Source organism: Streptococcus sp. k-90 (assembly GCF_013277565.1).
GTDB lineage: Bacteria > Bacillota > Bacilli > Lactobacillales > Streptococcaceae > Streptococcus.
This window is the reverse complement of sequence record NZ_VMNE01000004.1, coordinates 131,757-152,682: the sequence shown is the minus strand read 5'-3', so window position 1 is coordinate 152,682 and position 20,926 is coordinate 131,757. Positions and strand designations below refer to the sequence as shown.

Annotated in this window: 17 protein-coding genes; all 17 read left to right on the top strand. The window is 40.5% G+C overall.

What is annotated here, in order from left to right; translation table 11 throughout:
• Positions 1–15 precede the first annotated feature (15 nt).
• A complete protein-coding gene (locus tag HT734_RS02000) occupies positions 16–1,032 on the top strand; it encodes a cell wall-binding protein (RefSeq protein ID WP_173278133.1) in 1,017 nt (338 codons plus the stop codon).
• 31 nt (positions 1,033–1,063) lie between these two features.
• Positions 1,064–2,314 carry a hypothetical protein gene (locus HT734_RS01995; RefSeq protein WP_173268070.1) on the top strand — a complete coding sequence of 417 codons (1,251 nt, stop codon included), beginning with the start codon at positions 1,064–1,066 and terminating at the stop codon, positions 2,312–2,314.
• Positions 2,315–2,423: 109 nt separating this feature from the next.
• A complete protein-coding gene (locus HT734_RS01990) occupies positions 2,424–2,834 on the top strand; it encodes a GNAT family N-acetyltransferase (protein WP_000273900.1) in 411 nt (136 codons plus the stop codon).
• Between the two features lie 197 nt (positions 2,835–3,031).
• On the top strand, positions 3,032–3,241 hold the full coding sequence (locus HT734_RS01985) for a helix-turn-helix transcriptional regulator (RefSeq protein ID WP_001107501.1): 210 nt from the start codon (positions 3,032–3,034) through the stop codon (positions 3,239–3,241).
• A complete protein-coding gene (locus HT734_RS01980) occupies positions 3,231–3,704 on the top strand; it encodes a DUF6773 family protein (protein WP_000797309.1) in 474 nt (157 codons plus the stop codon). Before HT734_RS01985 ends, HT734_RS01980 begins: the two co-directional genes overlap by 11 nt.
• A gap of 43 nt (positions 3,705–3,747) precedes the next feature.
• On the top strand, positions 3,748–4,182 hold the full coding sequence (locus tag HT734_RS01975) for a DUF6773 family protein (protein ID WP_173278134.1): 435 nt from the start codon (positions 3,748–3,750) through the stop codon (positions 4,180–4,182).
• 115 nt (positions 4,183–4,297) lie between these two features.
• A complete protein-coding gene (locus HT734_RS01970) occupies positions 4,298–5,758 on the top strand; it encodes a nicotinate phosphoribosyltransferase (protein WP_173278135.1) in 1,461 nt (486 codons plus the stop codon).
• The gene (gene nadE, locus HT734_RS01965) at positions 5,755–6,579 is read left to right on the top strand and encodes an ammonia-dependent NAD(+) synthetase (RefSeq protein WP_173278139.1); all 825 of its coding nucleotides are present in this window, start codon (positions 5,755–5,757) and stop codon (positions 6,577–6,579) included. The genes HT734_RS01970 and nadE overlap by 4 nt, the downstream gene beginning before the upstream one ends.
• Before the next feature lie 399 nt (positions 6,580–6,978).
• Complete coding sequence (locus tag HT734_RS01960) at positions 6,979–7,530, top strand: GNAT family N-acetyltransferase (RefSeq protein WP_173278141.1); 552 nt, start codon at positions 6,979–6,981, stop codon at positions 7,528–7,530.
• 237 nt (positions 7,531–7,767) lie between these two features.
• Positions 7,768–8,643 carry an Rpn family recombination-promoting nuclease/putative transposase gene (locus tag HT734_RS01955; protein ID WP_173278143.1) on the top strand — a complete coding sequence of 292 codons (876 nt, stop codon included), beginning with the start codon at positions 7,768–7,770 and terminating at the stop codon, positions 8,641–8,643.
• Between the two features lie 318 nt (positions 8,644–8,961).
• Positions 8,962–9,672, top strand: a complete 711-nt coding sequence (gene ccdA2, locus HT734_RS01950; protein WP_173278145.1) for a thiol-disulfide oxidoreductase-associated membrane protein CcdA2 — start codon at positions 8,962–8,964, stop codon at positions 9,670–9,672.
• Positions 9,673–9,685: 13 nt separating this feature from the next.
• A complete protein-coding gene (locus tag HT734_RS01945; RefSeq protein ID WP_173278147.1) occupies positions 9,686–10,249 on the top strand; it encodes a redoxin family protein in 564 nt (187 codons plus the stop codon).
• Between the two features lie 9 nt (positions 10,250–10,258).
• Positions 10,259–11,371: a peptide-methionine (R)-S-oxide reductase MsrB gene (gene msrB, locus HT734_RS01940; protein ID WP_173278148.1), complete on the top strand. Its 1,113-nt coding sequence runs from the start codon at positions 10,259–10,261 to the stop codon at positions 11,369–11,371.
• Between the two features lie 70 nt (positions 11,372–11,441).
• Entirely contained in the window at positions 11,442–12,179 is a 738-nt protein-coding gene (locus tag HT734_RS01935; RefSeq protein WP_033680004.1) for a response regulator transcription factor, read from the top strand.
• Positions 12,176–13,867: a sensor histidine kinase gene (locus HT734_RS01930; RefSeq protein WP_033680003.1), complete on the top strand. Its 1,692-nt coding sequence runs from the start codon at positions 12,176–12,178 to the stop codon at positions 13,865–13,867. The genes HT734_RS01935 and HT734_RS01930 overlap by 4 nt, the downstream gene beginning before the upstream one ends.
• 114 nt (positions 13,868–13,981) lie before the next feature.
• Positions 13,982–14,545 (top strand): TIGR01440 family protein, encoded by a 564-nt coding sequence (locus HT734_RS01925; RefSeq protein WP_033680002.1) that lies wholly within the window; start codon positions 13,982–13,984, stop codon positions 14,543–14,545.
• 2 nt (positions 14,546–14,547) lie between these two features.
• Complete coding sequence (locus HT734_RS01920) at positions 14,548–20,904, top strand: ZmpA/ZmpB/ZmpC family metallo-endopeptidase (RefSeq protein WP_173278150.1); 6,357 nt, start codon at positions 14,548–14,550, stop codon at positions 20,902–20,904.
• The last annotated feature ends 22 nt before the right edge of the window (positions 20,905–20,926 follow it).

The following is a 20,926-nucleotide window of genomic DNA, read 5'->3' as shown; positions in this document are numbered from 1 at the left end:
AAGGAGAAATAGAAGATGAAACTAAAACATGTATTGACAGGATCAGTGATGGGGTTGAGCCTCGTAACAGCAGGAGTTATCACAACAAGTGTACTCCCTACAAGCAGTGTAGAAGCTGCAGAATACCGTAAGATTTATGCAGATGTAACTGCACAGATGGGACTAGATGGAAATTTGTACTTGGAAATTGTTGGAGATCGTCCTGATGTAACTGTTGCAACTGGCCAGTATAAGGCTGTTGAAATTTTAGAAGCAAACACAGGACGGGTGGTAAATCCAAATACTTTCATTGTTATTAATCCAGTTACAAATGGGGAAGCTAAGAAAAATGTTGGTAGAGCAAAGTTGAATTTATCTTTTCTAAATGGGAACCCTTACCCAGATGGAACCTATCTAGTTTCATTTAAGGATTTGACACTTTCTCATGAGTCAGGTTACTTTACTTTAGTTGGAGCAATTAAATTGACCATTAAAGATGGAGAATTTGTTAAATACGAAAAAGTTAACTTAAAGCCAACATCAACACCAACATCTGATCCAAAAATTCCAGAACAACCAAGTGGAAAGAATGGTTGGGTAGGTCGTTCTTACTACCAAAATGGCCAAAAGGTTATCAGCAAATGGATCTATGATTCACAATATAAGTCTTATTTCTATTTGAATGCTGCTGGTGACTATGTTGAAAATGCTTGGGTAGGGAACTACTATCTCAAATCAGGTGGCTACATGGCTAAGAGTGAATGGATTTATGATGGCAACTACGGTTCTTACTATTACTTGACATCAGAAGGAAGCTATGCGCGTAATGCTTGGTCAGGAAGTTACTACCTCAAGTCAAATGGTAAGATGGCTAAGAGAGAGTGGATTTATGACAATAACTACAAATCATATTACTATTTGACATCAGAAGGAAGCTACGCTCGTAACAAATGGGTAGGAGATTATTACCTTAAATCAGATGGTAAAATGGCTGTTAGCGAACGTACACCAGATGGTTACCGTGTAGATGGATCTGGTAAATGGATCAAATAATTCCATTTTGGTTATACAAAGGAGATTTTAAGTGGAAGAGTTGGAAAATAAGGTAAACGAAGAGACTTCAAATAACACAGAAGTTTCGGAGCAAGAGACAAGCGTTAAGCAGGAAAGTGAACATGCCAATCCTGTAGCTCCTGTCCCAAGTCAGTTAGGATTTGTGGATAAGGTAAAACACATCATTGAGACACGACGTAAGGAAACTCTTGGTGTACTGATTGCTCTTGGACTTACTATTATTGCTTTTGTAGGTTATAACTTTTATCAAGGGCAACCTAAAAGTTTAGCAAAAGAAGTTAGGGTTGAATTTTCAGGTTATTCAGAGTCAGGAACCTTGACCTATAATGAAGAAGTGATTGCGGCTATGGTTAAGGAACTATCCTACAAAAAGGCTGGCTTTAATAAGGAACAAGCTCAAGCCCTTGCCCAGAATGATCCTGTAGCCTTATCAGCCTTGGCAACCAATCCACAATTAGCCTCAAAGGCTTCTCTAGCTAAGGCTATGATTAGTAGTGTCCGCTACGAGTTTGATAAGAAAAGTGAGTTAAAAAATGGGGATGAAGTGACTTTCACAGTCACAACGACTTCGCAAAACTCACCTGTTAAAGCTGAAAAGAAATCATTTAAGGTTGAAACACTGAAGGAATATGAAAAAGTTTCAAAAGAAGAACTCTTAAAACTAACTCCTTTAAGTTTTGAAGGTTTCAATGGCTATGGTCGAGTTTCTATTCCTAAAACAAAAGATGAGGAAGATATCTTCACTATTGATGGTAATTCTGATGCCAATGATTTGAAAAATGGAGATAACATCAAACTTGTGGTTCGTGACTACTATTTGACAAAATTGAAAAAAGAAGGGAAAGTACCTGCAGAAAAGAGTTTTGAAGTTCCAGTTTCAGGCCTAAAAGAGGTCAGTGAAATTAAGGAATTAAAGGATATTCTTAAGAAAATTGATGACCACAGTAAGTCTGAAAACAAGAATAATTCTTCATCTTCTTATACCCTAGAACCACAAGGAACATTCTTAGGAGTATTTTCATCAAGTAACAGTGCTTATGAAAATGTAATTGTTATAAGTATTCTCTATAAGGTCACTGAGACCAAATCTGATGGATCTAAAGATACTAATTATAAAGATTATAGTTATGCTGCAGGAGTCAAAAAAGATGGCAGTGTAGATATGGATAAGCTAGAGAAAGCCCAGTTTAATACTACGACAGATTTAGAAGGGTTGAAGTCCTATTTATCGAATTATAAATTAAAAGAATATAAGCAGTGATAGTATTAAATTTGAAACTCATCAACTCAGATTGGTGGGTTTTTGCTAATTTGACAGTCTATTGAAATAAGGCTATAATCAAGCTGTATCAGTTTTCGAGGAGGTTTGGATGTACTTTAGATTGGAAAATAAGGAATCCCAGAAGGCGCAAGAAATAGGGAATTTGATTCGTGCTTATAACCGTTCCAAAAGAGAAGAGGCTGAGAGTGAGCCATTGAATCTTTATGTTGAAGATGAAAAAGGCAATCTTCTGGCAGGCTTGGTAGCTGAGACTTTCGGAAATTGGCTAGAAATCGAGTATTTATTTGTAAAAGAGGAACTGAGAGGGCTAGGAATCGGTTCAAGACTATTGCAGCAAGCAGAAACTGAAGCTAAGAATCGAAACTGTCGTTTTGCTTTTGTCAATACCTACCAGTTTCAAGCTCCAGATTTTTATAAAAGGCATGGCTACAAGGAAGTCTTTACCTTACAAGATTATCCCTACATTGGGCAAAGATATTATTACCAAAAGGATTTGTGACCTAGACTTCTTTACTTTGAAGAGGAGCTAAGCTAAGTAGAAAAAAGAACGAATACTCTTTATCATGTAAGATGATAGAGAGTTTTTTGTTAATAAAATATTACAAAATGACATTTATATATTGCATTAAGTTAGATATATGGTATAATATTTTTGAAAAGAAGCGCAACTTTTTAAAAAATAGAAGGAGGATGCTAGTGGCTAAAAATTTAAAGTTAAAACTAGCTCGTGTGGAGCTTGATATGACACAAGGTGATTTGGCAGAAGCTGTGGGTGTTACGAGGCAGACTATCGGCTTGATAGAAGCAGGGAAATATAATCCTAGTCTCTCGCTCTGTCAGTCCATATGCAGATGCTTAGGCAAAACGTTAGACCAACTATTTTGGGAGGAAGAAGATGAAAAATAGAAAAAAACTTGTTATCAAAGATGAACGTACGGAAAAATTGGATGGAAATATTTCAGGAGAAATTCTCTTGGGTATGTACCTATTTTTGGCACTGGAAATTTTTGCCAAAGTTTATATTTTTAATTTAACGCTTCTATCCTATTTACCAGAATTACTTTTATTGATTGGAGTCGGTTTGTATGCCATTATTCGCCGCATGTATGTAGGAATTGATATTCGAGATATTGTTGAGAATACTGGAAAAGAAAGAATTTTATCTGCTTTGGGATTTTCTATAGTGATTTTATTGATTGATATCGTAGGAAATCGCGAGGAACTGGTCAATCTATTGACTTGGAAGTACTCCCTAAAAGTGGTTCTAGCAGTTATCATCTATCTCGTTGGGAGTTATTCTATGGACCGAGTTATCCTATACTTGAATCGCAGAAATCAGCAAGTTTGGGAGGAAGAAGATGAAAAATAGATTTTTTTATTATCAATTACTAGACGAAAGAGAAGAATAACTGATGAATAAAGCGGGGGCTGAAAGTTTCTATATCTCTATAGCTTTCTTGCTTTTATCTTATATGATTGCAGTATTAGCACCAAGTCTTTTTAATCCGAGAATGATTCTCATCATTATCATTATTGGAATTTTTTACTTTTTCGGCCGTGCTCGAGATTTGGGTGTGAACTACTATAGTCGTTTTCATTTTACGATTTTGGGTTGTTTTTTCTTAACCTTGGCTATTACGGCTCTTTTGATGTTGCAGAATTATCAATTCAATATCGAAATTTATCAGCACAATCCTCTGAACGTTAAATACTTGTCTGCTTGGGCAATTACTTATGTCATTTACCTTCCTTGGGTCTTTATTGGCAATCTTGGTCTGAAGAGCTATGGCGAATGGGCTCAGAAAAAGTTTGAACAAGACATGAATGAACTGGAGAGTGGAGAATAGCTTGTTACTCTTTTCTCAATCCAGCTAAAATGTGATATAATAGTACTAATTTATTGGAATATGTGAAAGTTCTTGAAAATTTTTATGTGTTTCTAGCTAAGGAAGTAGGAAAAGTATGTATCCAGATGATAGTTTGACATTGCACACGGACTTGTACCAGATTAACATGATGCAGGTTTACTTTGACCAAGGAATTCACAATAAAAAGGCGGTCTTTGAGGTTTATTTCCGACAACAGCCTTTTAAGAATGGCTATGCAGTTTTTGCTGGTTTGGAAAGAATTGTAAGCTATCTTGAAGACTTACGTTTTTCAGATAGTGATATTGCCTATTTGGAGTCGCTAGGCTATCATGGGGAATTCTTGGATTACCTTCGCAATTTCAAGTTGGAGTTGACCGTTCGTTCTGCCCAAGAAGGGGACTTGGTTTTTGCTAATGAACCGATTGTGCAGGTGGAAGGCCCTCTAGCTCAATGTCAGTTGGTTGAAACGGCCCTTTTGAACATCGTCAACTACCAGACCTTGGTGGCGACGAAGGCAGCTCGTATTCGTTCGGTTATCGAAGATGAACCCTTGATGGAGTTTGGAACACGTCGGGCGCAAGAAATGGATGCGGCTATCTGGGGAACACGCGCAGCGGTGATTGGTGGTGCCAATGGAACCAGCAACGTGCGTGCTGGTAAACTCTTTGACATTCCTGTTTTGGGAACCCATGCTCATGCCTTGGTACAGGTTTATGGTAACGACTATGAGGCTTTCAAGGCTTATGCTGCGACCCACAAAAATTGCGTCTTTCTTGTAGATACCTATGATACCCTTCGTATCGGTGTGCCAGCTGCTATTCAGGTGGCGCGTGAACTGGGTGACCAGATTAACTTTATGGGTGTGCGGATTGACTCTGGGGATATTGCCTATATTTCTAAAAAAGTTCGTCAACAACTGGACGAGGCAGGATTTACTGATGCTAAGATTTATGCATCAAATGACCTTGATGAAAATACCATCCTCAACCTTAAGATGCAAAAGGCCAAGATTGATGTCTGGGGCGTGGGAACCAAGCTGATTACAGCCTATGACCAGCCAGCTCTTGGTGCAGTTTACAAGATTGTTGCAATCGAAGATGAAAATGGCAAGATGCGTAATACCATCAAGCTGTCTAATAATGCGGAAAAAGTGTCGACGCCAGGTAAGAAGCAGGTGTGGCGCATTACCAGTCGTGAAAAAGGCAAGTCAGAAGGCGATTATATCACTTATGACGGTGTGGATGTGAGCGACATGACAGAAATCAAGATGTTCCATCCGACCTATACCTACATCAAGAAGACCGTTCGTAATTTTGATGCCGTTCCTCTCTTGGTGGATATCTTTAAAGATGGGAAACTGATTTACAACTTGCCTAGTTTGACTGAGATTCAGGATTATGCTCGTAAGGAATTTGACAAGCTTTGGGATGAGTACAAGCGCGTGCTCAATCCGCAGCATTATCCAGTGGATTTGGCGCGTGATGTATGGCAAGACAAGATGGACTTGATTGATAAGATGCGCAAGGAAGCTCTTGGTGAAGGAGAAGAAGAATGAGTTTGCAAGAAACGATTATCCAAGAACTGGGCGTGAAACCAGTGATTGATGCCCAGGAAGAAATCCGCCGTTCCATTGATTTCTTAAAAAGATACCTGAAAAAACATCCCTTCCTAAAAACCTTTGTACTAGGGATTTCTGGAGGACAAGATTCAACCTTAGCAGGTCGATTGGCCCAACTAGCTATGGAAGAGCTGCGATCAGAAACGGGAGACGACAGCTACAAATTTATCGCTGTTCGCCTGCCATATGGAGTGCAAGCTGATGAAGCAGATGCTCAAAAAGCCCTAGCCTTTATCCAGCCAGATGTCAGTTTAGTGGTGAATATTAAGGAGTCTGCAGATGCCATGACAGCTGCAGTTGATGCGACAGGTAGTCCTGTTTCAGATTTTAACAAGGGCAATATCAAGGCTCGTTGCCGTATGATTGCTCAGTATGCCCTTGCTGGTTCCCATAGCGGAGCGGTCATTGGAACAGACCACGCCGCGGAAAATATCACAGGTTTCTTTACCAAGTTTGGTGATGGTGGTGCGGATATTCTCCCTCTTTACCGCCTCAATAAGCGCCAAGGAAAACAACTCTTGCAGGAACTTGGTGCAGACCCAGCCCTTTATGAAAAAATCCCAACAGCGGACCTAGAAGAAGACAAACCAGGTCTAGCTGATGAAGTAGCCCTCGGAGTCACTTATGAAGAGATTGACGACTACCTAGAAGGCAAAACAATCAGCCCAGAAGCTCAAGCGACTATCGAAAACTGGTGGCACAAAGGCCAACACAAACGCCACCTACCCATCACCGTATTTGATGACTTTTGGGAGTAAAAAGGTCCGGGGGACCTTTTTAGCTTCTTGCCCTGAAACTCGAGAGCAGGAATAACCTTCAGTGGAGGTTTTCAGCCTCTCACCTTGAAATAAGAAAGTGAGAGAAGGTACGGTAACTCACAGAGTTCGATTTCGTCGTCTCACCCCCGCAACGATGACTAGGTTTGAAAAAGCTTGCTAGAGCGCATTTCAAACCAGACAGCGACTGCGTCAAGGGATTAAACAAAAAACTCGTTTTCTAGCTGTTGCTGAGTTTAGTCCTTTTACCCCGAGCATGGAAACAGGTAAGCGAGGAAGGTCCGGGGGACCTTTTTAGCGTATTACCTTGAGATTCAAAGGCAAAACAAGTTTCAATGGAGATTGGGCAGAGAATCATCTATCAGAAAGCGAGGTAGCGTCATGAAAGCAATCGGTACGCAAATATTACAGACAGATCGTTTAATCTTGCGAAGATTTTTGGAAAGTGATGCAGAAGCCATGTTTCAGAATTGGGCTTCATCCGCTGATAATCTGACCTATGTCACCTGGGAACCTCATCCTGATGTCGAGGTGACTCGAAACTCGATTCGTAACTGGGTTGCCTCCTATACAAATCCCAACTATTACAAATGGGCTATTTGTCTCAAAGAAAACCCAGAGCAAGTGATAGGAGATATCAGTATCGTTAAGATAGATGAGGATGATTCAAGTTGTGAAATTGGCTATGTGCTAGGCAAGAAATACTGGGGTCATGGTATGATGACAGAGGCCTTGAAAGCTGTATTGGACTTTTGTTTTACTCAAGCAGGTTTTCAAAATGTTAGAGCACGATATGCTAGTCTCAATCCAGCTTCAGGTCGTGTTATGGAGAAGGCTGGAATGTCCTATCTCAAGACTATTACCAATGGTGTAGAGAGAAAAGTCTATCTTGCTGATCTTATTTATTACCAGGTAAGTAGGGAAGACTGTTAAGCTTAAAATTTATTGCTTATCCGCTGTTCTTATTTTTTTCATTTATCCTTTCTTTTCCGAATAAATAGATAGAGTCAGTGAATCTAGTAAAACTAGATTTAATACTCTTCGAAAATCAAATTCAAACAACGTCAACGTCGCCTTGCCGTACTCAAGTACAGCCTGCGGCTAGTTTCCTAGTTTGCTCTTTGATTTTCATTGAGTATAAAACTGTGGTATAATAAAAGGAGGAAAAGGATGATTCTCAGACATCCGGGCATCAGCCCAACTAATGATTTGGTAGCTAAAAAAATCTTTAGCAATCCAGAAATCACTTGTCAATTTATTCGCGATATGCTGGACTTACCAGCAAAAAATGTGACTATTTTGGAGGGAAGTAACATTCATGTCTTACCTTCCCTGCCGTACTCGGCGCAGGATTTCTATACCAGTATAGACGTCTTAGCGGAGTTGGATAATGGCACGCAGGTTATTATCGAAATCCAAGTTCATCATCAGAATTTTTTCATTAATCGTTTGTGGGCTTATCTGTGCAGTCAGGTTAATCAAAATCTTGAAAAAATTCGCCAATGTGAAGGTGATACACACCAGAGTTACAAGCATATTGCACCTGTTTACGCAATAGCTATTGTAGATAGTAATTATTTTTCAGATGATTTGGCTTTTCATAGCTTCAGTATGCGAGAGGACACGACAGGTGAAGTTTTAACCATTACCAACAATGGTCAGGAAAACCATCTAGTCAAGATGGCATTCTTGGAATTAAAAAAATACAGAGAAACCAGCAAAGACGAGGTTCGCAAGCCGTGGTTGGAGTTTTTCGGTAACAAGCCCTTTACCCAAGAACCCGAGCGAGCCATCAGCCAGGCAGACCAACTGCTGGACTATAAGAGCTGGTCCGAGGAGGACAGGAAAATGTTTAGTGAACAACGCAGACGCGAAGAACAAGCCTTGTTAGCGCAGGACTATGCCTTGGAAACAGCTAGGGCAGAAGGTATTGAACAGGGACTAAAAAAAGGGTTAGTAAATCTTGTTCGCCAGCATCTTTTAACAGCAGAGGTTGCGAGTGCGCAATTAGGCATGACCGTCGCTGAGTTTGAGGCACTATTGTAAGAACTTCACAATAATGGCATTCTTGGAACTAAAAAATACAGAGAAACCAGCAAAGACGAGGTTCGCAAAGCGTGGTTGGAGTTTTTGTAAATCAATAAATCAATGACAGATTTTTCCGCGGTAGATGGAAGAATCTGTTTTTTAGTTTACTAGATGTTGGCTCGAAAACGTAAGATAGCTTACCCTTTTACTCATGTTTTTTTGATTTCTTTGAAGTATTACCTGATTAAATTCCTATTTTTCCCTATCATTGTACCTGTTTTTTCTGGAGTTCTGGGGTTATAATAGTCCTATCAAATCAAAGAATGGAGGAAGGCGATGGATAATATAATCTTTTTTATCAGTGTTTTTCTTGCTGGAATTCTCTCCTTCTTTTCTCCTTGTATTTTACCCTTGTTACCGGTCTATGCAGGGGTCTTGTTGGATGACAAAGATGGTGCTCAGGCTTCTAGTGGCAAATTTTCAATTTCGGTTGTCAGTTTATTGCGAACTCAGGCCTTTATAGCGGGTATTTCTTTTATTTTTATCTTACTGGGATATGGTGCTGGTTTTTTAGGAGACCTTTTGTATGCCTCTTGGTTTCAGTATGTGACGGGTGCGGTTATCATTCTCTTGGGCTTGCACCAGATGGAAGTCTTACATTTTCAGGGACTATACAAGGAAAGAAGGTTACAATTACAGAGACAGGGGCAAAAGGGTAAGGGCTATAGTCAGGCATTTTTACTGGGGTTGACCTTTAGTTTTGCTTGGACGCCTTGTGTGGGGCCAGTTCTTGGCTCTGTTTTGGCCTTGGCGGCTTCAGGTGGTTCAGGTGCTTGGCAGGGAGCTGGTCTCATGTTGATTTACACGCTGGGTTTGGCGCTACCATTTTTGGTTCTAGCTCTAGCCTCCAGCTATGTTTTGAAACATTTTCGAAAACTCCATCCTTATCTAGGAACCCTCAAAAAAGTGGGTGGTTTCCTCATTATCGTGGTGGGAATCTTGGTGCTTTTGGGAAATGCTTCCATTTTGACTACATTATTTGAATAGAGAGGAAAAAGAAATGAAAAAATGGCAAACATGTCTCCTTGGAGTAGGCTCAATCTGTTGCTTGGCAGCTTGTTCAGCTAAAAACATGTCAGACGAGTCTACTATGAAGGAGCAAACAAAAACAGAACAAGTCAGTTCGCAAACTGCGACTAAAGGTCAGGCGGTTGCTGATTTTGAACTGACGGGAGTAGATGGCAAGACTTACCGTTTATCTGATTACAAGGGCAAGAAAGTCTATCTCAAATTCTGGGCTTCTTGGTGTTCCATCTGTCTAGCCAGTCTTCCAGATACGGATGAAATCGCTAAGGATGCTGGTGATGACTATGTTGTCTTGACAGTGGTATCTCCTGGCCACAAGGGAGAACAATCTGAAGCTGACTTTAAGAACTGGTACAAGGGCTTGGATTATAAAAATTTCCCAGTTTTAATTGATCCATCAGGCAAACTCTTGGAAAGTTATGGTGTCCGTTCTTACCCAACTCAAGCCTTTATAGACAAGGAAGGCAAGCTGGTCAAAACACAACCAGGTTTTATGGATAAGGATATGATTTTAAAAGAATTGAAAGAAATGGGGTAGAGAAAGGTCATGAATGATAAAGTAAAACTTTTTGTCTTGGCAGGGATTTTTTTCCTAGCCATAACCGGTTTCTATTTTCTATTGATGCGAAATGCAGGGCAGACAGATAGCTCGCAAATTGAGAAGGCTGCAGTTAGCCAAGGAGGAAAAACAGTGAAAAAAACAGAAATTAGTAAAGATGCAGACTTGCACGAAATTTATCTAGCTGGGGGATGTTTCTGGGGAGTTGAGGAATACTTCTCACGCGTGCCTGGAGTGACAGATGCCGTTTCAGGCTATGCAAATGGTAGAGGGGAAACAACTAAGTACGAATTGATTAACCAAACAGGGCATGCGGAAACTGTCCATGTCACTTATGATGCCAAGCAAATTTCTCTCAAGGAAATCCTGCTTCATTATTTCCGCATTATCAATCCAACCAGCAAAAATAAACAAGGAAATGATGTGGGGACCCAGTATCGTACCGGCGTTTATTACACAGATGACAAGGATTTAGAGGTGATTAACCAGGTCTTTGATGAGGTGGCTAAGAAATACGACCAACCTCTAGCAGTTGAAAAGGAGACCTTGAAGAATTTTGTAGTGGCTGAGGATTACCACCAAGACTATCTCAAGAAAAATCCAAATGGCTACTGCCATATCAATGTCAATCAGGCAGCCTATCCCGTCATTGATGCCAGCAAATATCCCAAACCAAGTGATGAGGAATTGAAAAAGACCTTGTCACCTGAGGAGTATGCAGTTACCCAGAAAAATCAAACAGAACGGGCTTTCTCAAACCGCTACTGGGATAAATTTGAATCTGGTATCTATGTGGATGTGGCAACTGGCGAACCCCTCTTTTCATCAAAGGATAAGTTTGAGTCTGGTTGTGGCTGGCCTAGTTTCACCCAACCCATCAGTCCAGATGTCGCCACCTACAAGGAAGATAAGTCTTACAATATGACACGCATGGAAGTGCGGAGCCGAGTTGGAGATTCTCACCTTGGCCATGTCTTTACGGACGGCCCACAGGACAAGGGTGGCTTGCGCTACTGTATTAATAGTCTCTCTATCCGCTTTATTCCTAAAGATCAAATGGAAGAAAAAGGTTATGCTTATTTACTAGATTATGTCGATTAAGAGGGCTTTCCTAAGCAGTTAGAGGAGAATTTTGCTATACTGATACTAGTAAGTGACAAAGGAGAGAAGCATGACCTACACAATCTTAATCGTAGAAGATGAATATCTGGTAAGACAAGGCTTGACCAAGCTGGTCAATGTAGCAGCCTACGATATGGAAATCATCGGTCAGGCTGAAAATGGAAGGCAGGCTTGGGAGCTGATTCAAAAGCAGGTGCCAGACATTGTTTTAACCGATATCAACATGCCCCAGCTAAATGGCATCCAGTTGGCCAGTCTGGTCCGAGAAACCTATCCTCAGGTTCATCTAGTTTTTTTGACAGGTTACGATGATTTTGATTATGCCCTTTCTGCTGTCAAACTCGGTGTGGATGACTATCTGCTTAAACCCTTTTCTCGTCAGGATATTGAGGAAATGTTGGGGAAAATAAAGCAAAAACTAGACAAGGAAGAGAAAGAAGAGCAGTTACAAGATTTACTGACCGATAAGTTTGAAGGAAACTTGGCCCAGAAAATCCAGTCTCATCTAGCTGATAGCCAATTTAGCTTAAAGTCTTTAGCCAGTGACTTGGGATTTAGCCCGACTTATCTGAGTTCTTTGATTAAGAAAGAGTTGGGCCTGCCTTTTCAGGATTATTTGGTGAGAGAACGTGTCAAACAAGCCAAGCTCTTGCTTTTGACTACAGATCTGAAGATTTACGAGATTGCAGAAAAGGTTGGCTTTGAAGATATGAATTACTTTACTCAACGCTTTAAACAGATTGCGGGTGTGACGCCTCGTCAGTTTAAGAAGGGGGAAGGTAGATGAAACGTTCGTCTCTTCTAGTTAGAATGGTTATTTCCATCTTTCTGGTCTTTCTCATTCTCCTAGCTGTGGTTGGGACTTTCTACTATCAATCTAGTTCTTCAGTCATTGAGGCTACTATTGAGGGTAATAGCCAAACGACTATCAGTCAAACTAGCCACTTTATCCAGTCTTATATCAAAAAATTAGAAACCACCTCGACTAGTTTGACCCAGCAGGCAGATATTCTAGCCTATGCTGAGAATCCCAGTCAAGACAAGGTTGAGGGAATCCAAAATCTGTTTTTGACTATCTTGAAGGCAGACCAGGACTTGAAAACTGTTGTGCTGGTGACTAAATCCGGTCAGGTCATTTCTACAGATGATAGTGTGCAAATGAAAACTTCCTCTGATATGATGGCTGAGGATTGGTACCAAAAGGCCATTCATCAGGGGGCTATGCCTGTTTTGACACCCGCTCGTAAATCAGATAGCCAGTGGGTCATTTCTGTCACTCAGGAACTTGTTGATGCAAAGGGGGCTAATCTGGGCGTGCTTCGTTTGGATATTTCTTATGAAACTTTGGAAGCCTATCTCAATCAACTCCAGTTAGGTCAGCAGGGTTTTGCCTTTATCATCAATGAAAACCATGAATTTGTCTACCATCCTAAACATACAGTCTATAGCTCAGCTAGCGAAATGGAGGCCATGAAACTCTATATTGAAACGGGGCAGGGCTATACGCTAGACCACCAATCCTACGTCAGTCAGGAAAAGATTGCAGGAACTGATTGGACGGTGCTTGGCGTGTCATCATTGGAAAAGTTAGACCAGGTTCGGAGTCAACTCATGTGGACCTTGCTTGGAGCCAGTGTCACATCTCTTCTTGCCTGTCTCTGCTTGGTGTGGCTTAGTCTTAAACGCTGGATTGCTCCTTTGAATGACTTGAGAGAAACCATGCTGGAGATTACTTCTGGTAATCAGAATCTTCGTGCCAAGGAAACTGGTGCCTATGAACTGAGAGAGGTAACTCGCCAGTTCAATGCCATGTTGGATCAGGTTGATCACCTCATGGCAGATATTCGCAGGCAGGAAGAAACGACCCGTCAGTACCAACTTCAAGCCCTATCAAGCCAGATTAATCCGCATTTCCTCTATAACACCTTGGATACCATCATCTGGATGGCTGAATTTCAGGACAGTCAGCGAGTGGTGCAGGTGACCAAGTCCTTGGCAACCTATTTCCGCTTGGCGCTCAATCAAGGCAAGGACTTGATTTCCTTGTCCGACGAAATCAATCATGTCCGCCAGTATCTCTTTATCCAGAAACAACGCTATGGAGATAAGCTGGAATATGAGATTGAGGAGAATCCTGCCTTTGATAATTTAGTCTTGCCCAAGCTGGTCCTACAACCCCTTGTAGAAAATGCTCTTTACCATGGCATTAAGGAAAAGGAAGGTCAGGGCCATATTAAACTTTCTGTCCAGAAACAGGATTCAGGCTTGGTCATCTGTATTGAGGATGATGGAGTTGGCTTCCAAGATGCTGGCGATAGTAGTCAAAGTCAACTCAAACGTGGGGGAGTCGGTCTTCAAAATGTTGACCAACGGCTCAAACTTCATTTTGGAGAAGATTACCAGATGAAGATTGATTCTGCACCCGAAAAAGGAACGACGGTTGAAATATACATAAATGGAATAGAAACTAGCTAACTCCCAGTCAATTCTGGGAGTTTTATGCGTAATTGAGAAAGCTTTCTAGGTTGTCTATCTTGCTAAAACGTAGAAAAAACGATATGATAGATAGTGACAAAAGAGGTATCAAGTATGAAGGAAAAAGACATTCAAAGAGAAACAAGCCAGATTGTAAAAGATGTATTGGAAAAGGCCAATTTGAAGCAAGGATCCATCTTTGTTTTGGGCCTTTCTTCTAGTGAGGTGATAGGTGGTCAGATTGGCAAGGAATCCAGCCAAGAAATTGGGGAAATCATTGTGAAGACTATCCTAGATATCCTAGAGGAAAAAGGAATTCATCTAGCTGTTCAAGGCTGTGAACATGTCAATCGGGCTCTCGTTGTTGAACGTCAGTTGGCAGAGCAGTTTGGTCTGGAAATCGTTAGTGTCCTTCCTACCCTTCATGCAGGAGGTTCGGGTCAGTTGGCAGCCTTCAAGTTTATGAAGGATCCAGTTGAGGTTGAATTTATCAAGGCTCATGCTGGATTGGATATCGGCGACACTGCAATTGGTATGCATGTCAAGCATGTTCAGGTTCCGATTCGCCCTCTTTTGAGAGAGATTGGTCATGCTCACGTAACGGCGTTGGCTAGTCGTCCAAAATTAATTGGAGGTGCGCGTGCGCACTATCCGCAAGATTCTATCAGAAAGTCGTGAAAATGAGAAAAACAAAACAACAACTAGAAAAAATCACCAAATATTCAATTCGTAAGCTAACTGTTGGGGTAGGTCCTGTAGCAATCGGGGCCTTTCTTTTTGGTGCTAGTACCCTTTCAGTAGATAAGGTTCAAGCCAATGAAGTTGGCGGTGCTCATAGTGTTCATTACCGTTATTTGGCGGAGCAGGAATTGACCGAGTCTGAAAAAGCCCTGATTCACCATGAAGTTCCTACAGAATTTCAAGATGATGATATTCTTTATGTAGTTTATCGTAAGAAGGCGACTACCAGTCAACAACTTCCCTATACAGGAAGTAAGGAACTAGCTTTGGCAGGTCTTGGTTTGGCAACAGCCTCGCTAGCAGTCTTTTTGGTGTCCAAAAAAGGTCGCAAAGAGGTTCTAGGTGTTCTTTTGATTGGTTCTTTAGGAGCTAGCACCTTTGTACCTTACGGGACATTTGCATTTGAAAATAAAGAATTACTTTCTTATAACCAAACTATTTCAGCCTCTACACATGAAGGTTTGGCTGAAGGGATTATCCATATTGATGGATATGAATACATTGGCTACTTTAAGGAAGCAGAACTCCATCCATCAAAACCAGCTTCATCTGAGAAGCCTCAGACTAGACAGGAAGAGAGCTTGGTGGAGATTCCGTTTGAAATGATCACAAGCCTAGATGCGAATCTAGCAGAAGGACAGACTCGTATCGTCACAGCTGGAGTAAATGGTAAGCGTCGTCTTGTAACCAAAGTATCGATGGTTAATGGTCAAGAAGTTAGAGAAGTCATTGAAGACCAAGTGGTTCAAAATCCTGTGTCACAAGTCATCGCAGTCGGAACGAAGAAAGAGGTGCAACCTGCCCCAACTCCAGCACCACAAGCTGAACCAACGCATCAGGTAGCTAAGGGTACGCAAGAAGAAGGCAAAGAAGGTCAGGCTCTAACGCAACCAAGCTTACCAGAGGCTCCAATCGAAGCAAAAGGAACCCAAGAGGAAGGCAAAGCAGGCCAAGCCTTAACGCAACCTGCCTTGCCAGAAGCTCCAGTAGAAGCCAAAGGAACCCAAGAAGAAGGCAAAGCAGGTCACTCTTTAATCCAACCGGACTTACCAGAAGCTAGGGTAGAGGCCAAAGGCACTCAAGAGTCAGGCAAGGAAGGTCAGTCCTTAACGCAACCAGAATTGCCAGAAGCTAGGGTAGAGGCCAAAGGCACTCAAGAGGCAGGCAAGGAAGGTCAGTCCTTAACGCAACCAGAATTGCCAGAAGCTACGGTAGAGGCCAAAGGAACTCAAGAGACAGGCAAAGAAGGTCAATCCTTAACACAACCCGAATTACCAGAAGCTAAGGTAGAGTCTAAAGGCACTCAAGAGGCAGGTAAGGAAGGTCAATCCTTAACGCAACCCGAATTGCCAGAAGCTGTGGTAGAGTCTAAAGGAACTCAAGAGGCAGGTAAGGAAGGTCAATCCTTAACACAACCCGAATTGCCAGAGGCTACAGTAGAGTCTAAAGGAACTCAAGAGGTAGGTAAGGAAGGCCAATCTTTAACGCAACCGGAATTGCCAGAGGCTACAGTAGAGTCTAAAGGAACTCAAGAGGTAGGTAAGGAAGGTCAAGCTTTAGTACAGCCAGAACTACCAGAGGCTACAGTAGAGTCTAAAGGAACTCAAGAGGTAGGTAAGGAAGGCCAATCTTTAACGCAACCTGAACTACCAGAAGCTCAAGTAGAAGTAAAAGGAACTCAAGAGGAAGACAAGGAAGGTCAAGCACTTGTTCAAGATCAGTTACCTGAGTATAAGGTGACTGAGGGAACCCTTGTTGAAGAATCAACTACAGAAATTGACTACAAAACTGAAACGACTGAGGATCCAACTAAGTATACAGACGAAGAAACTGTCCTACGAAATGGTGAAAAAGGAAGTCAAGTTACAAAAACAACCTATAAAACGGTAGAAGGTGTCAAAACTGATCAAGTTCTTTCAACCAGTACGGAAGTGACTAAGGAGCCTGTAAATCAACAGGTAAGCCGTGGTACAAAACCAATTGAAGGAACTCTTGTAGAGGAAAGCCTTGAAAAGATTCCATTCAAAGAAAAGATTGAAGAAGATAATCAACTGAAAAAAGGTTTAGAAGTCGTAGCTCAAGAAGGGAAAGAAGGTCAGAAAAAAATCACTAAGACCTTTAATACTATCAAAGGAGTTAAGACTGAGGATGCACCAAAAGTAACAGAAGAAGTTATTGAGGCCCCTCAAGACCGAATTTTGAAACGTGGTACCAAGAGCTTTGAAAAACCAGTATTGACCATCACTGCAGTTGAACCTAAGGATTTGAAACGGACTTCAGATGTTAAATACAGTCTAGAAAATCCAAGCAAGGCGGCCATTAAATCTATCACCTTAACTCTGAAAAAAGGTGATGAGATTGTGAAAACATTGAATGTTTCACCTGACAACTTAACAGCTAGCCTGACAGATTTGCAATACTACAAAGATTATAAGATTGAAACTAAGATGGTTTATGACCGTGGTGAAGGCGATGAGGAAGTAGTTCTGAATGAAGAACCTCTAAGAATTGACCTCAAAAAAGTTGAAATCAAAAATATCAAAGAAACAAGCTTGATGAGTGTGGACGCTGACGGTACTGAAACAGATACTAGTTTGCTTACAGAAAAACCAGCTGATGTTGCTCCGCTTTATTTACGAGTTACAACTCACGACAACAAAGTTACAAGACTTGCTGTTGACAAGATTGAAGAAGTAGAAAAAGATGGAAAAACTTTATACAAAGTCACTGCCAAAGCACCGGACTTAGTTCAACGTAATGCAGATAACACACTTAGCGAAGAGTATGTTCATTACTTTGAAAAACAAAAAGCAAAAGAAGGTAATGTTTACTACAACTTCAATGAGCTTGTAAAAGATATGAAAGCTAACCCTAGCGGTGAGTTTAAACTTGGTGCAGATCTAAATGCAGCTAATGTACCAACTCCAAATAAAGAGTATGTTCCTGGTACATTTAAAGGTAAGTTATCAAGTGTTGAGGGACAACGTTATTCAATCCACAATATGACACGTCAATTATTTGGTGGTATTGAAGGTGGTTCGGTTAAAGATGTTAATTTAGCTAATGTCGATATTAATATGCCTTGGATTGATAACATTTCTGCTCTTGCTAGAACTGTTAAGAATGCTACTGTTGAGAATATTAAAGTAACTGGTAGCATAACTGGTAGAGATGGAATTGCCGGACTTGTTAACAAATTAGATAACGGCGGACAGCTTACTAATGTTGCTTATATCGGTAAACTTACTGGTGTAGGTGATAGAGGATGGGATTTCGCTGGTATGGTTGGTGAAATCTGGAAAGGTAATGTTGATAAAGGATATGTAGAAGCTGATATAGTTGCTAATAAAGCTCGTATCGGTGGATTTGTCGCTAGATCAGATAACGGTTCTGATCCTAACGGAATTGGTAAATATGGTTCTGTTCGTAATGCTGTTACGAAAGGAACTATTAAGGTAAATACACCTGTTGAAGTAGGTGGTTTCCTTAGTAAGAACTGGGCATGGGGTAAAGTTGCAGACTCTGTGTCTATGATGAAAGTTGAAAATGGTGAAGTGTTCTATGGATCTAAAGATATTGACGAAGATGGTGGATACTTCTCAAATAACGCATTAGAACGTAACTTCATTGTAAAAGATGTAAGTACAGGTAAGCGTTCATTTAGATTCTCTGTTTCTAACCGAATTAAAGAAGTGTCTCAAGATGAAGCTGACCAGAAAATTGCAACATTAGGAATTACGGCTAATGATTATGTTATCAATCCTCTTGTTTCAGATACATTAAATAATGTTAAACCAAAATCTGACACTTACAAAGATACTCAAGATTACGATGCTTCTCGTGAGCTTGCATACCGTAACATTGAAAAACTTCAACCATTCTACAACAAAGAATGGATTGTAAATCAAGGAAATAAATTAGCTGCCGATAGTCCATTAATGACTAAAGAAGTATTGTCTGTAACTGCAATGAAAGGCAATGACTTTGTCACAGACCTTACAGATGCCGACCATATTATGGTTCACTACGCAGATAAGACAAAAGATATCTTTACGATTTCTCCTAAGGACTCTCAAGTTAAGCAAGTAAAAGAGTATAGTGTTGCTGAGCTTGGTGAAGTTGTTTACACACCAAACATTGTTGTAAAAGATCGTGCTGACTTAATCAGTGCTATTGAAAGCAAATTAAGCCCTGTTGAATTGCAATCTGACCCGATTTACCAACACTTGGGTAGAACTGGTGGCAACAAAGTCAATGCAATTAAGGACTTGTACCTAGAAGAAAGCTTCAAGTACGTTAAAGATAATCTTACTCAATTCGTTACGAAGTTAGTGGAAAATGAAGATCATCAACTGAACACAGATGAAGCTGCAAAACGTGCCTTGATTAAGAAAATCGATGACAATAAGGCCGCAGTTCTTCTTGGATTATCTTACCTAAATCGTTACTACGGCGTTAAATTCGATGACTTTAACATTAAAGAATTAATGTTATTCAAACCTGACTTCTATGGTAAGAATGTTAATGTGTTAGACTTCTTGATTAAAGTTGGTTCTAAAGAAAGTAACATTAAAGGTGATAGAACTTTAGAAGCTTATCGCGAAACGATCGGTGGAGTTATCGGTATAGGCGAGTTAAACAGTTTCTTAGACTATAATATGCGTCTATTCACAAGTGATACAGACTTAAACGATTGGTTCATAAAAGCTACTAAAGATAATGTATATATCGTTGAACCTAAAACAACAACTCCTGAATTTGCTGATAAGAAACACAGAGCCTACGAGGGATTAAACAACGACATGCATGGTAAAATGATTCTACCACTTCTGAATTTGAAAGATGCTCATATGTTCTTAATCTCAACATATAACACTATGGCTTACAGTTCATTTGAAAAATACGGTAAGAATACTGCAGAAGAACGCGAAGCATTCAAAGCTGAAATCAATAAAGTCGCTAAAGGTCAACAAAATTACCTAGACTTCTGGTCTCGCTTATCATTAGATAAAGTTCGTAATCAACTGCTTAAGAGCAATAACATGGTTCCAACTCCTGTGTTAGATAACCAAAACTATAAAGGAATCAGCACAGATAAATACGGACATACGAATAGTGGTAAAGACGTAGCACCTATCCGTGAATTATACGGACCAACAGGTCGTTATCATGCAACTGACTGGCGTATGGGAGCTGTAGCTCGTATTTACGGTAACCCTTATAAGGATGATTCAGTCTTCTTCATGGTTACTGACATGATTAGTGACTTTGGTATCTCAGCCTTCACTCACGAAACGACTCACGTAAATGACCGTATGGTTTACTTAGGTGGTTCAAGACACCGTGAAGGTACTGACTTGGAAGCATTTGCTCAAGGTATGTTACAGTCTCCTGCTGAAACAAGTCCAAACGGTGACTTTAAAGCACTGGGATTGAATATGGCTTACGAACGTCCAAACGATGGGAACCAATGGTATAACACTAATCCAAACGACCTTAAATCTCGTGCGGAAATTGACCAGTATATGAAAGGGTTCAATGATACGCTCATGCTTCTTGATTACCTTGAAGGTGAAGCTGTAATTGATAAGCACAGTAAAGAACTAAATAACGCTTGGTTCAAGAAAGTAGATAAGCAACTTCGTGGAGCTAATACGAAGAACCAATACGACAATGTTAGAGATTTAAATGCAGAAGAAAAAGAATATAATTTAACATCTGTTAATGACTTAGTAGAGAAAAACTTCATGACTAAACACGGTCCTGGTAATGGTCAGTATGACCCAACTGGATTCGGTTCTGCTTATGTAACGGTGCCTATCACCGCTGGTATCTATGGTGGTAACACAAGTGAAGGTGCTCCTGGAGCAATGTCATTCAAACATAATACCTTCCGTATGTGGGGTTATTATGGATATGAAAAAGGGTTCCTAAATTATGCTTCTAACATGCTGAAAAATGAGTCTAAACAAGCAGGTCATGCTACTCTAGGAGATGACTTCATCATTAAGAAAGTTTCTGATGGTAAATTTAGTACTCTAGAAGATTGGAAGAAAGCATACTTCAAAGAAGTTGTTGATCAAGCGAAAGCAGGATTTAACCCTGTTACAATTGACGGTACTACATACAGTAGCTACGACGACTTGAAGAATGCATTTGCTACAGCTGTCGATAAAGATAAAGCAACTCTAAATAATGGTTCAGTTAAATTTGATAATACTGTATCACTTAAAGAGAAACTCTTCAAGAAACTTCTTCAACAAACAAATAGCTTTAAAACTTCAATCTTTAAATAATCGAACTCTCTCATCTGCTTTG

Excerpts from the sequence above, each read along its gene's own strand:
- HT734_RS02000 (WP_173278133.1), top strand. The coding sequence starts at position 16 with ATGAAACTAAAACATGTATTGACAGGATCAGTGATGGGGTTGAGCCTC.
- HT734_RS01990 (WP_000273900.1), top strand. The coding sequence starts at position 2,424 with ATGTACTTTAGATTGGAAAATAAGGAATCCCAGAAGGCGCAAGAAATA.
- HT734_RS01980 (WP_000797309.1), top strand. The coding sequence starts at position 3,231 with ATGAAAAATAGAAAAAAACTTGTTATCAAAGATGAACGTACGGAAAAA.
- HT734_RS01975 (WP_173278134.1), top strand. The coding sequence starts at position 3,748 with ATGAATAAAGCGGGGGCTGAAAGTTTCTATATCTCTATAGCTTTCTTG.
- HT734_RS01970 (WP_173278135.1), top strand. The coding sequence starts at position 4,298 with ATGTATCCAGATGATAGTTTGACATTGCACACGGACTTGTACCAGATT.
- nadE (WP_173278139.1), top strand. The coding sequence starts at position 5,755 with ATGAGTTTGCAAGAAACGATTATCCAAGAACTGGGCGTGAAACCAGTG.
- HT734_RS01960 (WP_173278141.1), top strand. The coding sequence starts at position 6,979 with ATGAAAGCAATCGGTACGCAAATATTACAGACAGATCGTTTAATCTTG.
- HT734_RS01955 (WP_173278143.1), top strand. The coding sequence starts at position 7,768 with ATGATTCTCAGACATCCGGGCATCAGCCCAACTAATGATTTGGTAGCT.
- ccdA2 (WP_173278145.1), top strand. The coding sequence starts at position 8,962 with ATGGATAATATAATCTTTTTTATCAGTGTTTTTCTTGCTGGAATTCTC.
- HT734_RS01945 (WP_173278147.1), top strand. The coding sequence starts at position 9,686 with ATGAAAAAATGGCAAACATGTCTCCTTGGAGTAGGCTCAATCTGTTGC.
- msrB (WP_173278148.1), top strand. The coding sequence starts at position 10,259 with ATGAATGATAAAGTAAAACTTTTTGTCTTGGCAGGGATTTTTTTCCTA.
- HT734_RS01935 (WP_033680004.1), top strand. The coding sequence starts at position 11,442 with ATGACCTACACAATCTTAATCGTAGAAGATGAATATCTGGTAAGACAA.
- HT734_RS01930 (WP_033680003.1), top strand. The coding sequence starts at position 12,176 with ATGAAACGTTCGTCTCTTCTAGTTAGAATGGTTATTTCCATCTTTCTG.
- HT734_RS01925 (WP_033680002.1), top strand. The coding sequence starts at position 13,982 with ATGAAGGAAAAAGACATTCAAAGAGAAACAAGCCAGATTGTAAAAGAT.
- HT734_RS01920 (WP_173278150.1), top strand. The coding sequence starts at position 14,548 with ATGAGAAAAACAAAACAACAACTAGAAAAAATCACCAAATATTCAATT.